Origin of the sequence: Mycobacterium colombiense, from assembly GCF_001953985.1 — a bacterium.
GTDB lineage: Bacteria > Actinomycetota > Actinomycetes > Mycobacteriales > Mycobacteriaceae > Mycobacterium > Mycobacterium colombiense_B.
In genome coordinates this window covers 59,400-74,688 of sequence record NZ_MBEI01000006.1, presented here as the reverse complement: position 1 = coordinate 74,688, position 15,289 = coordinate 59,400, and the positions used below count along the sequence as shown (strand labels likewise).

The following is a 15,289-nucleotide window of genomic DNA, read 5'->3' as shown; positions in this document are numbered from 1 at the left end:
CGGGATCATGACCCGGTTGCCGATCACCCCCCACTCCTCCGCAGCCGACGCCGTCGACACGGTGCGGCAGTGGATCGCTACGGAGGTGCCCGCGGCGTGGCGCTCGGCCGCCGCCGAGGGGCCCGCAGCCTTGCGGGCTGTCCGCACCGCGGCCGATTACCGGGATTGGTATCCGGCATTCGGCGACTCGGGGCTGGTCGCACCGACCTGGCTCCCGGAGCACGGTGGCCTCGGCGTCGGCAACGACATTGCACGTGCGATTGAGGCGGTTCTCGCCCCGCTCCGGCTCACCCGCCTGAATCCCTTGGGGCTCAACAACGCCGCGGCGGCATTGTTCAGTCACGGCACCGAGGAGCAGCGGCGGCGCTTCCTGCCGCCCATCGTCCGCAACGAAGAGAAGTGGTGTCAGCTCTTCAGCGAACCCGGCGCCGGTTCCGATCTCGCCTCGTTGGCAACCCGGGCCTTACGCGACGGCGATCACTGGGTGATCTCCGGACAGAAGGTGTGGACAACCTGGGCCGACGAGGCGGACTTCGCGATCCTGCTGGCGCGCACCGATCCGGACCAGCCCAAGCACCAGGGCATCACGTACTTCCTGCTCAACATGCACCAACCGGGCGTCGAAGTGCGACCGCTGCGCCAGATCACCGGCGAAGCGGAGTTCAACGAAGTCTTCCTCGATGGCGCGCGGGTGCCCGACGAACATCGGGTCGGGGAGATGAATGACGGCTGGCGAGTGAGCGCGTCGACCCTGTCCAGTGAGCGGCAGATGGTTTCCGGATCGGGATCCGGCGGTATGGGCCGCCTCGGTGGTTCAGGCGCTCAGCGTTTGATCTCGCTGGCCCGAGAAACCGGGCGTTGGGACGACCCCGTGGTGCGAAGCAAAATCATGCGACTGTGGGCGCAGGAGCAGATCCGCGGCTGGACGAATGCGCGTGTGCGTGCCGCACTTTCGGCCGGCCAGTCGCCCGGTGCGGCGTCCTCGATCGGCAAGGTGCATCAGGCCACGCTCAATCAGCAGATCCAGGACCTGATGGTCGATTTGCTGGGCACCGCTGCGGTGGCGTGGCCGACGACCGGCGATCCTGACACGTTGCCCCGGGAGGTGCAGGGCATGCTGCGCAGCCTGGCCAACGCGACCGAGGGCGGCACGACCGACATCAACAAAAACATCCTCGGCGAGCGCGTGCTCGGTCTGCCCAGGGAGCCGGATCCGTGGAAGGGTAAGCCCTGGAAGGAAGTTCCACGCTCGTGACCGGCTACGAGCGGTTGATCGTCGAGAAGTCCGACGGCGTCGGCTGGCTGATCCTGAACCGGCCAGATGCCGGCAACGCGTTCGATGCACTGATGCTCGACGAACTCGAGACCGCGTGGGCCGAGTTGGATGCCGACCGCGACGTGCATGTGATCGTCAACGCCGCCAACGGCAAGGCATTCTGCACCGGTATGGACGTCGTGCAGGTGGCTCGCGACAAGGAGGCCATGCGGCGGCACTCGCGCCGGACAAGGGACGCCGAGTTGAAGATTTCTTCATGGCACTGCGAGGTGTGGAAGCCGGTGATCGCGGCGGTCAATGGGGTGTGCGCGGGCGGGGGTCTGCACTTGGTCGCCGACGCCGACATCGTCGTCGCCGCCGAGGAGGCTACGTTCGTCGACCCGCATGTCTCGGTGGGGCAGGCCGTCGCATACGAGGCAATCACACTGCTGCGTAAGTCTCCGATGGAGGCGATCACCCGAATGACGTTGAGCGGTAGGGGCGAGCGCATCTCGGCGCAACGGGCATACGAATTGGGCATCGTCTCGGATGTCGTGCCAGCGGATCAGCTTCGGGCGACCGCCGGCCGGTTGGCCGCCGCTGTCGCAACCAACTCCCCCACCGCGATGCGCGCCACCAAGAAGGCATTGTGGCATTCCCTCGAAGTCGGCCTGTCCGCAGCCAAACGTGCTGCCAGCGAAGAGATTTGGCGGTTGCGCAATCACCCCGACCATACCGAGGGCGTGCGCGCCTGGCGCGACAAGCGATCCGCGCGTTGGCAGCCGCTTGACCCCGCGGAGGTTTCGTGAGCTATCAAAGGTTGATCGTCGAGCGGCGCGGCCCGGTCGGCTGGATCATCAACAACCGACCAGAAAGACTCAACGCGTACGACGCGACGATGCGCACGGAGTTCCCAAGGGCATGGGCGGAATTGGGCGCGGACCCCGGTGTGCGTGTCATCGTGCATACCGGCAATGGCAGGGCGTTTCAGGTGGGTGCCGACGTCGAGGACCTAGACGGCGAGGCGGTGCAGCAGTTCCAGGAGTCGATGCGCACGCTCGACCTGAAGTTGACGGGCTGGCATTGCAACGTGGGAAAGCCCGTCATCACGGCCGTCAACGGGGTGTGCGCGGGCGGCGGACTGCATTGGGTCGCCGACGCCGACATCGTCATCGCTTCGTCCGACGCGACCTTCGTTGACCCACACGTCTCCATCGGCCAGGTCAGCGCTTTGGAGACGATCGCCCTGATGCGAAAGATGCCCGCCGAGGCGGTGTTGAGGATGGCGCTCGTCGGCAGCCACGAACGTCTGACCGCCCAACGCGCGTACGAGCTCGGCATGATCAGCCAGATCGTCGACCCGCCCGACAAGCTGCGCGAGGTAGCGCAGGAACTCGCCGAGAAGATCGCATTGAACTCGCCCGCCGCGATGCGGGCGACCAAGCGAGCGTTATGGGGCGCGCTCGAATATGGCTTGACGGATGCGTGCCGAGCGGGCGCCAAGCACCTGACGTCGATGTGGGGCCATCCCGACCAGAACGAAGGACCGCAGGCATTCGCCGACAAGCGCACGCCCGTTTGGCAACCGCTGGAGGCGGACTCGTGAGTCTGGGCGAACTGTTGGCCGACCTGCCCGACACCGCCGTGCACACGTTGACCGTCGATGTCTCGCGCGACGACCTCACCGTCAGCGCGGACCGCCTGGCCGCGACACTCGCCGAAACCGGTTTGGTGACCGGACAAGTCGTCGCCTCCATGCTGCCCAATGACGCCACCACCGTGGCCGCCCTATTCGGGACGTGGCGTGCCGGTGGGGTCTACACGCCGCTGAACCCGCGCGCCGCTGATGCGGAGCTGGCGTCACAACTCGCAATATTGCGGCCAGTCGCAATAATCACCACTCCTGATCTCTCCCAACGGTTCTCGGAATACACGCTGCCGGTGGTAGCCGGATCGCACTTGGTGTGGTCGCTCTCGCGAACATCCGTCCAGCCGCACCAACCTCGGCGATACGACTCGGATGTAGCACTGCTGCAGTTCACGTCGGGAACCACCGGGCCACCCAAGCCGGTGCCGCTGCGTCATGCGACCGTGCTCGATCTGATCGACCGGCTGTTGGCCAAGCTCCGCGGCGCAAAACCGGCGGCGGCCCAAGCGAAGCGGACACCGATGCCGAACCTCGTTCCGCTCTCGCTGTCCTTATGGGCCGGCATCTACCAGGTGCTGTTCGCGTTTCGGGCAGGCTCGGGGGTGGTGCTGATGGACAAGTTCTCGCCTGCCGAGTTCGCCGCACTGGTCAAGCGGCACCGGCTGCGCTCCACGGTTTTGCCCCCCGCGGCCTTGACGATGGTCCTGCACGACGAGTCAGTCACCGACCTGGCGCCGCTCAAGATCGTGCGATCGATCACCGCTCCCCTTTCCCCCGTGCAAGCAGGTCGGTTCCGGGACAAGTTCGGCGTGATCGTGCTCAACTCCTACGGCCAAACCGAACTCGGTGGCGAAGTCGTCGGATGGTCGGCCGCCGACGCGCGGGAATGGGGCGAGACCAAGCTCGGCTCGGTCGGACGCCCCCTGCCCGGCATTGATGTCACGATCGCCGACGACGAGGTGATGGTCCGCACGCCGACGACGGCGGCTCGCAAGATCGACCCGGCCTTCCTCGACAGGCTCACCGATGACGGCTGGTTTCACACCGGCGACCTCGGGTGGTTCGACGACGACGGATTCCTGTGGTTGGACGGCCGAGTGTCGGACATGATCAACCGCGGCGGGCTGAAGGTGTTCCCGGGCACGGTGGAGGACGTCCTTCTCGCCGCCGAGGGGGTGCGCGAAGCGGCGGTGGTCGGGATTCCAGACGAGAGGCTCGGCGAGGTGCCGTGGGCGTTCGTCGCGCGTCACACCGACGAGCTATCCGAACCAGATCTCATCGCGTGGTGCCGCGAGCGCCTCACGCCGTACCGCGTCCCGGTCCGAGTGATATTCGTCGACCAGTTGCCACGCAATGACGTCGGCAAGGTCGTCAAAGGCGAACTCGCCGCAATGGCGGGCGCATGACGGTTGTCGTCCTCGCGGCCGGTCAAACGCTGTCGAGGGCACTCGCCGACTCATTCGCTGATGCCGTCGTCATCGACGGCCAAGACGCGGTCGACGACACGATCTGGCAGACACTGGCCGCCCTGCAGACGGCGCACGCGTCGATGGCACGGGGTGGTCGCATCGTTCTAATTCTCCCGACCATTGGTATGACGGGTGCCGCCGGACTGGTGGACTACACCACTGCTGTCGAGGGCATCAGAGCGTTGGCGAAATCAGCTGCGCGGCAATGGGCTTCCGATGGGACCACGGTCAACATGATTGCTGCACCCCTTGCCCTGTTCGCGACCGACGGTGACGCGTCCCATCTCACCGCCGCGGCAGTGCAGCACGACGAAACGCTGATCCACTCCATTCTCGAGACCGCAAAGTTCCTGCTGCGGCACGACGTCGACCATCTGACCGGCGACACGATCGTCATCGACGGAGGTTCGGTGATGCTGCCGTGAGTCTTGACGGTCAGACGGTCATCGTCACCGGATCGGGCGCAGGGGTGGGCCGCGGTATCGCGATGGCCCTCGCGTCCGAAGGTGCACACGTCGTCGTAGCGGCGCGCTCGGACACCGGTGTCGCCACCGAGATCACCGATCGCGGACACCGCGCGACCTGGACTTCGTGCGATGTCACCGCAACTGACCAGGTTGCCCAGGCGGTGGATACGGCCATCGCGGTCACCGGACGGCTCGACGCCGTCGTGCACAACGCCACGAGCAACAGGTCCAGTCAGCCGCATCGGCTGGTGGACGTGGACAGGCAGCTGTTCGACGACCACTACTCGGTCTCCGTTGCCGGAGCCCGGCACTGCGCCACCGCGGCGTTCGAGGCGCTCCGGCAGCGTGGCGGCACGTTCCTGGTGTTCACCTCACCCGCCGGGATGGAGGGCAGCGCGACGCTTCCGCTCTACGCCACGATGAAGGGCGCACTGCGCGGCTTCGCCAAGAGTTTGGCCCGCGACTGGGCGCCCTACCGAATCACGGTCAACGTGGTTTCGCCGCTCGCCTATTCGCCTGCGATGACTGCCGCGATCGAAGCGGACCCGGCGATGGAGGGGCGCCTGTCCAGCAGGATTCCCCTCGGCTGGATCGGCGATCCGGAGCGCGATATCGGTCCGGCCGTCGCGTTCCTGGTCGGCCCGTCCGCTCGGTACGTCACCGGACAGACACTCGGTGTCGACGGCGGGCATTTCACGAATCTGTGACCATGTGCTCGCCGGATACGGCCGTTTGCTATGTTGAGAATCAGCATTCTCAACCTGTTGGAGGCGCACGTGGACGACACCAAAGCATTCGAGGTCTGGGATGCCGACAACCACATGTACGAGACCATCGACGCGTACACACGGTACCTCCCGGAGAAGTACTCCGAAGCCCTCAAGTTCGTCGACATCAATGGGCGCAAGAAGCTGCAGATCCTGGGCACTATCACCGAGTGCATCCCCAACCCGACATATGAGGTGATTCCCACACCGGGTGCGTGGTCCGACTACTTCCGTGGCATAAACCCGGAAGGCAAGACGCTGCGCGAATTGGCGGAGCCGATCCGCTGCCCCGATGAGTTCCGGCGTCCCGATCTGCGCCTTGCATTGATGGACCGCCAAGGCGTCAACGGTGCGGTGATGTTCCCGACGACGGCGGGCATGCTCGAGGAACGGACCAAATCCGACACCGAGCTCACGCACGCCGTCACGCATGCGTTCAATCGCTGGCTGCTCGACGACTGGACCTTCAACTATCAGAACCGGATCCTTCCCGTGCCCGCTATCTCGCTCAACGATCCGGCGCTAGGCGTTCAGGAGCTCGAATGGTGTCTGGAGAACGGGGCCAAGACGGTCCTGATCCGGCCGGCGCCGGTACCGCGTGAGGACGGCACCTCGCGGTCGGCAGCGCTGCCCGAATTCGACGATTTCTGGCGGCTGGTCCAGTCGTCGGGTATTTCGGTGCAGATGCACAACTCGGATTCCGGCTATGAGCGCTACGTCGACGACTGGGAGGACGCTGCGGAGTTCAATGGATTCGCGCTGAGCAAGCTGCGGGGATTCATCTACGAGGAGAGCCGCAACATCTTCGACACGCTCGCAGCGTTCATCGCGCACGGGGTGTTCGAGCGTTTTCCCGGCGTACGGATCGGTGTGGTCGAGAACGGCGGCTCATGGGCGCACCGTCTGCTTGACGTGTTCGACCGCGTGTACCGCAAAAGGCCGTATGACTTCAGTGAGCATCCGAGCGATGTGTTCCGCAGACACGTGTGGATCAATCCGTTCCACGAGGAGGACATGTCTGCGCTCGTCGAGCTCCTCGGTGCGGATCGCGTGATGTTCGGTTCGGATTACCCGCATCCCGAGGGACTGGCCGACCCGGTGGACTTCGTGCAGGAACTCGCCCACCTGCCTGCCGACACCACCGCCCGTGTGATGGGCGGCAACCTCAAAGAGCTCATCGGCATTTAGAAAGAGGCCGTGGCCTACTCCACATCTTCTTCGTTCGTCGTCAGCTTTGTGCGCCGCCCTCTCGCAAGAAATTGATGGTGTATTCCTGGCTCGTCAACCCTTTCGGATCCAGCCCGATGAGTGACAGCAACTGTTCCCACTTATCGGGGTCGACGAACCAGTCCCAACGCGTGACCTTGCCGTGCTCGTTGACCCAAATGTAGTCCCATTCCCGCAGTTCCAACACCGTGCCGTCGGCGAGCGTCCCCGCGTAGGTGTCGCAGGACGAGAAGCCCCAGTCTCCGGCAACACATTCGAACGGACTGATGAGGCGATAGTCCGGCATGTGCTTCCACCACATTCGCCATTCCGCGGTGAGCATATCGCCGTCGGGCGCGTACTTGGCCATGGCCGCCGCCACCTCGTCGGAGAACATTTCGGCCGCCGACTGTGGGACACCATCGTTGAAATGCGGGCTCATCATCACGTAATCGGTTGCGAAGACAAACTTCTCACCAAAATTCACGTGGCGGCCGCGGTCGATGGGTTTCGCATAACCCTCCCATTTCTGGAAGGCAATCTCTTCGTTCAGGGCCACGCGATCGCTGCTCATGTCTTCCTCTCCACTAGCCCAGCTCGGCGAATGTCTTCAGGTACGGCCACGCGATCGCCGGGGGTATTCCTCCGCACAACGGATTGATGTTGAACACCTCGCCTGCGACGACGCGCTTTCGCGCTTCGTCGACTGGCAGGATCACGTGAGACGTTGATTCGTGCCGCAACTCATCGACAGTCTTGGCTGTGGTGATATTCGCCGAGACGGTGTTGCCGGGATTCCATTCCGAGTAGGCCATCGCGTCGTGCAGCAGATACTGGCCGATCTCGTCCCATGCCGCGTCAACATCATCGGCGACAAAGCAATTGGTAGCCGCGTCCTTCTCGGGTATCAGCATGAAACCCGGTTCGAAACCATTCTCCCGGCAAGCTTTCTCGTACGCCTCCTGCATCCCGGGCACCCCTCCGTTGGCAAGGAGCCCAAGACCGTTGCGACCAGCACGTCGGGCGGCGGCGAGGCTGGCACCGCCCCAACTCATCATCGGACCCTCCGGGGTGCGTGGCAGCGGAGTCACCCTCATCCGCCGGCCCGCGTGGATAACCTCTTCTCCCGCCAGCAGGCGCCGAAGCAGCCCCAACTTCTCATCGGCCAGGCGGCCGCGATCCGAAAGCGACAAGCCGAAGTGCGCGTATTCCTCAGCGCGGTAACCGATCCCGAAGACATAGGTCGCTCTGCCCGCGCTGATGTGGTCCAACACGGCGATGTCTTCTGCTAGGCGAGCGGGATCATAGAACGGCAGAATGATGACGAGGTTCAGCATTAGCTGCTTTGTGCGCGCGGCGATCGCGGCACCCAGTAGCAGCGGCGACGGGAGGTAACCGTCGTCGGCGCAATGGTGCTCACACAAGACCGCCGCGACGCAACCCCGCGTCTCAGCCCACGCAGCCATGTCGCTCGCGGCCGCGTACAACTCGGTCGGCGGTGCACCGATCGACGGCGCGCGCATGTCGAAGCGAAGGGTGAACATCGCGATGCCTAGCCTCCCTCGCGTTCGTCGGTACCCATGACTTCGGTGGACATCTGCATGATCAGTCGGACAACCTCGTTGCGTGACATGGACTTAAAGAGCTCAAGGGCCATCCGGACATCATCGCCGGTGGCGATCGTCGGTCCGTTACCGAGGTTGGCGAACGCCTCTTCGACCACGCTCGCGGCGGGGACCGCACCCTCGGGAACCTCATCGACAGACGCCAGGCGCCCGCGCTCGAACTCCAACTTTCGCAACGCCGGGGTGTCTGTCATGCCAAGGACCAGGCCAAGCACATCCACACCTTTGTCGTGCAGCTCCGCCCACAAGCCCTCGGTGAACACCATGTCGAAGGCCTTGGTCCCACCGTAAGCCACCATGTTTCGGCCACCAGCCAACGCGGCCCCCGACGTGAAGTTCACGATGCCACCTCTCTTCCGCTCGACCATTTGGCCGGCGAAATGGTGACACAATCGCATCAATACCAAACAGTTGCGTTGCAACAGGTCTTCCGCTGCCGACACCGGATTGGCAAGGAAGGGTTGATAATTCGGATCACCGCCCGCGCAGTACACGAGCATGCCGACGTCGAGGTCATCAGTCGCCTCGACGATTCGTTGCGAAGCGTCAGGTTCGGTGAGGTCGATGGCAAGTGTCCGCGTCTCGGCACCGCTGTGCTCGCGGATTCCCTTGGCCACCCCGTCGAGCACGGGTTGTCGACGGGCCACGAGCGCGACGTTCACACCCTCGTCAGCAAGGCGCTCAGCGAACAGCGCCCCGACTCCGTCGGACGCGCCGACTACCAGGGCCCACGGCCCATACTTCTCAGCGATGTCTGTCATGGTGCCGGCACCGCGACGAGGCGAACCGAGGTGTAGGAGCGACGTGCAATTCGCCAGCCGTCCGTCGTTCGCACCGCGTAGTCGTCGTAGTAACCAACGGGATTCGCGCCCGATCCGTCCTCGAGCAGGATCAGCGCATCGACGTAGGTACGCATCGTGGCTTTGTCGCCATCGATGTCTACAGCCTGATTGGACATGCGATGCATCGTGTGGGCCGCCACGACGTGAGCCGCCTTCATGAACTCGGCGATCTCGGCGCCGCCGGTCCACTGGCCAACCTCGCCGTAGTCCACCTGCGCGTCGTCGGTGAAGACCTTTTTCAGCAGCGAGTACCGTTCGGTGTCGATCGCGGTCGCATAGCGAATCGTCAGCTCGACGAGGTCGTCTCGGTCACTCATTCAATGTCTCCGTTCGGGTGCACCACAATGCGCGGGGGTCCATCCGATCTGCGAGCCTCGTCGAGCGCCTCAGGCACCTCATCGAGACCGATGATCCTGCCGACGCTCGGCATCGGGTCGAGGCGTCCTTCCACCACCGCGTCGAGCACGCCGTACCAGTCCGCCGGCATCGGGCCGCCGCCGAACCGTAGGGTCAATCCTTGGCGGGTCGCCTCGGTGATGTCCAGCGTGTCCCCCGTGTACCAGCCACCAGCGCAGTAGATGCGGGTGTAGAAATCCGCCTCTTTGACGATCGAGTTGATGCGGCCCGGCGCTCCGACACATTCGAACACCACCGCCGTTCCGGACAATTTGTGTTCTAGGCGCGTTTCGCGGAAGACATCGAACACCGATCCTTCGGCGGGATCGTGCAATACGTGCGCGCCGAAACCCGAGCGCGCGAGTTCGCGGCGCTCCGCCCTGAAGTCGGACACGATGATCGGCTCGATACCGCGGGCAGACAACGCCGCCACAGCGGACAAGCCGATGGCGCCGGCCCCGACGACGATCGGTACCTCACCGGGTTGGAGTTCGGCGACGCGGACGTAATACTCGCCCACTGCGAAGGCGTCGACCACGGCAACCGCATCGCTGGACACCGAACCCTCGACCACCTTCGCGGTCGCCTCAGGCACGACGAGTAGTTCGCCGAAGCTGCCTTGGGCTTCGGGATGCTGACCGATGATGCGCAGCCCGCCGGCGCCCCCATCGACCAGCCGAATCGGCATCGATGTCACCCTTGCGCCAATAGGGAACGCATCGCTGCATCCCGGGCCGTGACCGATCACCTCGCCCACAAACTCATGACCCATGACGATGTCTTTGTCGGCGTCGTAGAGTGAGCGACCCGTCGGATCGTCGATCGCGAGTTCCGGGTGGTCCATGAAATGGACATCCGACGCGCAGATCGCGGTACTCAGTGTCTTCAGCAGCAGTTCGCCTTGACCAGGCAAAGGGTCGGCCGTCTCCCGCACCGTCAGTTCGCCGCCCCTCAACACCACTGCGCGCAAGGCTACCCATTTCTCTAATATTCGAGATATAATTCTCGAGGTCCTGAAATGACGGTAGAAGGCGTACTACTGGGAGTCAAGGTTGCGCGGAGCGAGCTCGGCACCGACTGAACGCGTTCTCGACGTCGTCGAGTTGCTGAGCCGGCCCGACAACCGGCAGACGCGGTTCTCCGACGTCGTGCGCGAACTCGAGCTCTCACAAGGCACCGCACACGCGATCCTCAAAACGCTCACCGACCGCGGATGGGTGAACCGCGATCCCGTCACGAAGACGTTCAGCCTCGGTCCGGCGCTCTCGGTCATCGCAGCCCGTCTCGACATTGCCCGTCCGATGTCTCACCGCGCACGCGATGCGGCCCGACGCCTCGCGACCGTCGTCAACGTACCCGCCTCGGTCATCGAGCGCGCTGGCGACGATCTCGTCATCACGGCGTTCGAACAGCCGAAGGGTGGCGCGATCTCGGCGTCGCCGAACGAACGCATTCCCTACACAGCACCGTTCGGCGTTGCCTTCGCGGCCTGGGATACCCCGGACGCACAGCGGGCGTGGATACAACGGGCGGCAGCCGACGGCTCGGCACTCACCCGTCAGCTGTACGACGTTCTTGCCCAGACACGCGCGCGGGGCTACGACGTCGACTGGATGACGCCGGCGCTCGCACAAGCAGCGCAGGCCATTGGTTCGCTGTCCGACCATGCGCTGCCGGTCAGCATGCGGTCGATCATCGAACAGTTGCGCCTCGAATTCACCTCGGCCGCATTGGCGGCGGACAGAGGCACCCGCACCCGGCGTCCCGTCGCGACGATCTCGGCCCCGGTGCTCGACAGTGCCGGCCATATCCAACTGGTCTTGGGCATCCACCCCGTGCGGCCGATGACCATGTCCGAGATCCGCTCTGTTGCGCGACCCCTGCTAAAAGAGGTACAGCAACTCGCCATCACCGATTGAACCGCGCGCGAAGTTCGTTTTTCAGCACCTTGCCAGTGAGATTCCGTGGCAACGCCTCGATGATTTCGAGCCGCTCCGGGGACTTATGACGGCTCAGACCTTGGGCGTGGCAATGTTCGGCCAACGCGCCGAGCGTGATGTCGCTACCAGGTTGGGCAACCACAACGGCGCAAACCCGTTCGCCTGTGCGGGAATCCGGTACTCCGATGACCGCGACGTCCGCGACGGCCGGGTGGGTCGCCAACACACCCTCGACCTCGAGCGCCGAGATATTCTCGGCATTGCGAATGATCGCGTCCTTGATGCGCCCGGTGACGACGACGTTGCCGTCGCCGTCGATGCGCCCCCGGTCCCCGGTGCGGAACCAGCCGTCGTCGTCGAATGCGTCGGCGTCCAGCGAGCTGTCGACATACCCCAGGAAGCACTGGGGTCCCTTGAGCCGAAGTTCACCTTCTTCGCCGGCGCCGACCTCGCGCTCGCTGTCGTCGACGGCCCGCACAGACACTCCGGCGACCGGGCGCCCCACAGTCCGATCGAGGAGATCCGGGGCGGCCTCCGGCCGCTGCGACGTCGCGACCGGGAACTCGGTCAGGCCCCAGGAGTTGGCGACACCGTTGACCGAAAACGTCTCCCGCACTTGGCGTCCCAACTCGGCAGTGATCGGTGCGCCACCGCCCACACAGCCACGTAGATCGGGATAGAGCGGTTGCGTCCCGTGCGCACGCTGCGCGGCCATGAACGCCACTAGGAACGGCGTCGCGGTGCCCAACAGCGTTGGTCGGTGTGCGGCGATTGCTTGCGGTGAGGTCGCCGGATCGAATGAGTCGAACAGCACCAAGCGCATGCCGGTGCGCAGGCTCGCCGCAAGCATGGCGGCACCACCGATGTGCGAGACCGGGAAGGCGATCGGGTTGACGTCACTGCTCGATGCCCCCACGATACCGACCACCCCGGCGGAACCCGCGATGACCGAACGGTCGCAATGCCGAGCGCCTTTCGGCGCCGCCGTTGTACCCGAGGAGTAGTAGACCCAGCGGGGGTCCTCCGCGGATCCCGGCGGCGCAGGCAGCGCGGCCGGGTCGCCGGCAGGCAGGCGGAGGGCTTCGGTGATCGGCGCGTCGTGATCGATCACGAGGACGGACATGGGCCGTTGCTCCGCCAGTTCGCGGGCGAGCGCAGTGTGGTCGAAACCGCGCCAGTGACCGGGTACGACCAGGACCTCGGTCGCGAGTTGTTCGGTCGCGAAGCGAACTTCGCGTTCGCGCCAAATGGGCAGGATGGGATTCTGCACGGCGCCCAATCGGGTGAGCGCCACCATCACCACCATCGTTTCCAACGTGGTCGGCAATTGCCACGACACCACGGTGCCCTCGCCTACTCCGGAATCCGACAGCGCTGCCGCCGTCCGCAACGCCTCGTCGCAAAGGGCTGCGCAGGTGAGGCTGCGACCGAAGTCATCGGCGAGAACCACTCGGTCCGGATGTTCTTGAGCAACCGCTTCGACGAGACCCCAGTAAGTTTCGGACATCACCGGCTCGGCAATAACAGCCGACGTTTGGCGAGGATGTTGCGCATCATCTCATTGCTTCCGCCGGAAATCGTATAAGCACGCGACCACAGCCAGCATTCTCGCAGACGCTGTTTCGCCAGCTCGACGCTCGGATCCGCGGCCACGGTGCACACGGTGGCGGCGAGTTCGCTGCCGTAGGCCGAAACCCGATGATACGTCTCGGAGAAGCTGAGCTTGGCGATCGAACCGTCGCCCGGTTGATCCGCACCGATGATGAGCCGTTCAACGTGATCGTCGATGAAGGACTTCGCCACCTCGACTTCGACGGCCAGCTCGGCGACCGCCTGCCGGATGTCATCATGTTCGAGGGCCGGGGTGCCTTCAATGATCGCTTTGCGCGCCACCATCACCAGATCATCGATCAGCAGCTCGAGCAAGATGACGTTGCCGCCGATTCCGAAACGCTCGAAGTCCAAGCCCGCCATGATGATTGACCAGCCCTGGCCGACCTCGCCGATCAGGCTTCTCGCGGGCACCGTCGCGGCGTCGAGAAAAACTTCGTTCACTTCGATCGCCTCGTTGATCGTGCGGATCGGACGAATCTCGACGCCGGGTGCCGACATTGGCACGGCGAACACCGAAAGGCCGTGGTGGCGCGATGAAGTCGGGTCGGTGCGGATGAGCGCTAGCCCCATGTCGGCCCAGTGCCCGTCAGTGATCCAGGTCTTCTGGCCGTCGATCACCCACGTGCCATCAGGTTGCTCGACAGCTTTGCTGCGGACGGCGGCGATATCGCTACCGGCATCGGGCTCGCTGAGCAACTGACACCATATGTGCTCGCTGCGGCGTATCGGCGGAAGCAGTTCGGCCCTCTGCTCGTCCGACCCGAAGTGCAGCAGCACATGGGCCGCAAGGTTGACCTGATCGATGGGCCGCGGAGCACGGGCACGCAGGATCTCCTCGCTGAGGATGCGGTCGTGCAGCGGGTGATGATCGGCGCGTCCGCCGTGCTCGACGGGCCAGTCTGCGCCGACGAAACCCGCGTCAAACAACGTGGCGAACCAGCCGCGCAATTGCGCTTCCTGCTCAGGGTTTTCCGGCGCACGGTGCCCTTCCCGCGCGTCGAATGGGGGTGCGTGTTCGGCGATATGCGCCCTGACACGATGTCTGAACTCGGTCAGCTGCACTTCGCTGGGCCGAGTGGGTGCGGCGCTCACCAACCCGACCTTTCCGCGAGAAGCGCACGACTGGAGCGGGCGGTGCCGAGCAGATAGTCGTTCATGAACACCCGGCGCAGCTCGTGGTGCAAGGGGTACTCCCAGGTGAATCCGATACCGCCCGAGAGCTGCATGCACTCGTCGACGGCAGCGGTTGCTTTCGCAGCGACGAATGCGTGCGCCGCGGCGGACAACACGATGGCGTCGTCCGAGATTTCGTCGGCCTCCAGGGCACGGGCGGCCTTCATGATGACCGCGCGTGCCTTCGCCTCGAAGACCAACAGATCCACCAGCCGGTGTTGCACCGCTTGGAAACTCGCGATCGGCACACCGAAGGCGATGCGCTCCTTCAGATAGCAGACCAGCCGCTCGAACGTGGTCGACAAGGCTCCCAGCGAATCCGCGCTGAGCAGAACCCTCGCGACCGCGAGCAACCGATCCGCTTGGTCGGGCCCACCGACCAGGACGCTCGCGGCCCCGGAGAGGTCAACGCGCCATGCCGGGCGGCTGACATCCAACAACTCGTCATCTCGGCTTCTCGGCATTGCGTCCGACATCTCAAACAGATGGATTCCGTTGCGCCCCAGCGTGACCAAGATGTCGATGACATCGCCCCTCGCAACCCGGACCGTGTCGCTTGCCAGCGCGCAGCCTGCCGTCGCGGTCCCGTCGAGCATCGCGTGCAACCATCGATCGCGCAGCTCGCCCGGTGCCGAGGCCAACGCCGCTGCAGACAGAACGCAACCGAACCACGTCGAAGAGTTCAGTGCGCGGCCGAGCTCCTCGGCGATGACGGTCGTCTCCACAGGACGCCATCCGCTGCCGCCAAGGTTCTCCTCGACGAGCAGCCCCGTCCAATCCATGGCCGCGAGCTCTTTGACGGAATCCTGCGCGACCCGTCCGCTCAGAAAATCGCGCGCCGCTTCGCGCAACAGATCGAGGTCGACGCCATCGGCATCACCCATTGA

Annotated in this window: 16 protein-coding genes; 8 read left to right on the top strand and 8 right to left on the bottom strand. The window is 64.7% G+C overall.

From position 1 onward, the window contains the following. The first annotated feature begins 7 nt into the window (after positions 1–7). From A5732_RS01385 to A5732_RS01355, 7 genes are read left to right on the top strand one after another with little or no spacing between them, the layout of a single operon-like run. Complete coding sequence (locus tag A5732_RS01385) at positions 8–1,255, top strand: acyl-CoA dehydrogenase family protein (protein WP_076100166.1); 1,248 nt, start codon at positions 8–10, stop codon at positions 1,253–1,255. After that, positions 1,252–2,064 (top strand): enoyl-CoA hydratase/isomerase family protein, encoded by an 813-nt coding sequence (locus tag A5732_RS01380; protein ID WP_076100164.1) that lies wholly within the window; start codon positions 1,252–1,254, stop codon positions 2,062–2,064. Before A5732_RS01385 ends, A5732_RS01380 begins: the two co-directional genes overlap by 4 nt. Next, on the top strand, positions 2,061–2,861 hold the full coding sequence (locus A5732_RS01375; RefSeq protein WP_076100161.1) for an enoyl-CoA hydratase/isomerase family protein: 801 nt from the start codon (positions 2,061–2,063) through the stop codon (positions 2,859–2,861). The genes A5732_RS01380 and A5732_RS01375 overlap by 4 nt, the downstream gene beginning before the upstream one ends. Next, the gene (locus A5732_RS01370; RefSeq protein WP_076100159.1) at positions 2,858–4,309 is read left to right on the top strand and encodes a class I adenylate-forming enzyme family protein; all 1,452 of its coding nucleotides are present in this window, start codon (positions 2,858–2,860) and stop codon (positions 4,307–4,309) included. The genes A5732_RS01375 and A5732_RS01370 overlap by 4 nt, the downstream gene beginning before the upstream one ends. After that, positions 4,306–4,797, top strand: coding sequence for an SDR family oxidoreductase (locus A5732_RS01365; protein ID WP_076100156.1), 492 nt, complete (start codon positions 4,306–4,308; stop codon positions 4,795–4,797). Before A5732_RS01370 ends, A5732_RS01365 begins: the two co-directional genes overlap by 4 nt. Further along, positions 4,794–5,546, top strand: a complete 753-nt coding sequence (locus tag A5732_RS01360; protein ID WP_076100154.1) for an SDR family NAD(P)-dependent oxidoreductase — start codon at positions 4,794–4,796, stop codon at positions 5,544–5,546. Before A5732_RS01365 ends, A5732_RS01360 begins: the two co-directional genes overlap by 4 nt. Positions 5,547–5,576: 30 nt before the next feature. Continuing rightward, a complete protein-coding gene (locus tag A5732_RS01355; protein ID WP_076100151.1) occupies positions 5,577–6,794 on the top strand; it encodes an amidohydrolase family protein in 1,218 nt (405 codons plus the stop codon). Positions 6,795–6,834: 40 nt separating this feature from the next. Here the strand turns inward: A5732_RS01355 and A5732_RS01350 are convergent, their stop codons facing one another. From A5732_RS01350 to A5732_RS01330, 5 genes are read right to left on the bottom strand one after another with little or no spacing between them, the layout of a single operon-like run. Next, positions 6,835–7,386 carry a hypothetical protein gene (locus A5732_RS01350; protein ID WP_076051036.1) on the bottom strand — a complete coding sequence of 184 codons (552 nt, stop codon included), beginning with the start codon at positions 7,384–7,386 and terminating at the stop codon, positions 6,835–6,837. Positions 7,387–7,399: 13 nt separating this feature from the next. Further along, complete coding sequence (locus A5732_RS01345; protein ID WP_076051037.1) at positions 7,400–8,356, bottom strand: LLM class flavin-dependent oxidoreductase; 957 nt, start codon at positions 8,354–8,356, stop codon at positions 7,400–7,402. 8 nt (positions 8,357–8,364) lie between these two features. Further along, positions 8,365–9,198, bottom strand: coding sequence for an SDR family NAD(P)-dependent oxidoreductase (locus A5732_RS01340; protein WP_076100148.1), 834 nt, complete (start codon positions 9,196–9,198; stop codon positions 8,365–8,367). Then, on the bottom strand, positions 9,195–9,596 hold the full coding sequence (locus A5732_RS01335) for a nuclear transport factor 2 family protein (protein ID WP_076100145.1): 402 nt from the start codon (positions 9,594–9,596) through the stop codon (positions 9,195–9,197). The genes A5732_RS01340 and A5732_RS01335 overlap by 4 nt, the downstream gene beginning before the upstream one ends. Further along, positions 9,593–10,636, bottom strand: coding sequence for a zinc-binding dehydrogenase (locus A5732_RS01330; protein ID WP_076100142.1), 1,044 nt, complete (start codon positions 10,634–10,636; stop codon positions 9,593–9,595). The genes A5732_RS01335 and A5732_RS01330 overlap by 4 nt, the downstream gene beginning before the upstream one ends. A 91-nt stretch (positions 10,637–10,727) precedes the next feature. Between A5732_RS01330 and A5732_RS01325 the strand changes: the two genes are divergently transcribed. After that, positions 10,728–11,594, top strand: a complete 867-nt coding sequence (locus A5732_RS01325) for a helix-turn-helix domain-containing protein (protein WP_076051041.1) — start codon at positions 10,728–10,730, stop codon at positions 11,592–11,594. On the opposite strand, the gene A5732_RS01320 is transcribed toward A5732_RS01325, so the two are convergent. The 3 genes from A5732_RS01320 to A5732_RS01310 are packed head-to-tail and all read right to left on the bottom strand — an operon-like array spanning position 11,584 to position 15,286. Beyond that, complete coding sequence (locus A5732_RS01320; RefSeq protein WP_076051042.1) at positions 11,584–13,122, bottom strand: class I adenylate-forming enzyme family protein; 1,539 nt, start codon at positions 13,120–13,122, stop codon at positions 11,584–11,586. The two genes, A5732_RS01325 and A5732_RS01320, sit on opposite strands and share 11 nt — an antisense overlap. Beyond that, positions 13,122–14,321: an acyl-CoA dehydrogenase family protein gene (locus tag A5732_RS01315; protein ID WP_076100140.1), complete on the bottom strand. Its 1,200-nt coding sequence runs from the start codon at positions 14,319–14,321 to the stop codon at positions 13,122–13,124. The genes A5732_RS01320 and A5732_RS01315 overlap by 1 nt, the downstream gene beginning before the upstream one ends. After that, positions 14,318–15,286: an acyl-CoA dehydrogenase family protein gene (locus tag A5732_RS01310; protein WP_076100137.1), complete on the bottom strand. Its 969-nt coding sequence runs from the start codon at positions 15,284–15,286 to the stop codon at positions 14,318–14,320. Before A5732_RS01310 ends, A5732_RS01315 begins: the two co-directional genes overlap by 4 nt. Positions 15,287–15,289: the final 3 nt, after the last annotated feature.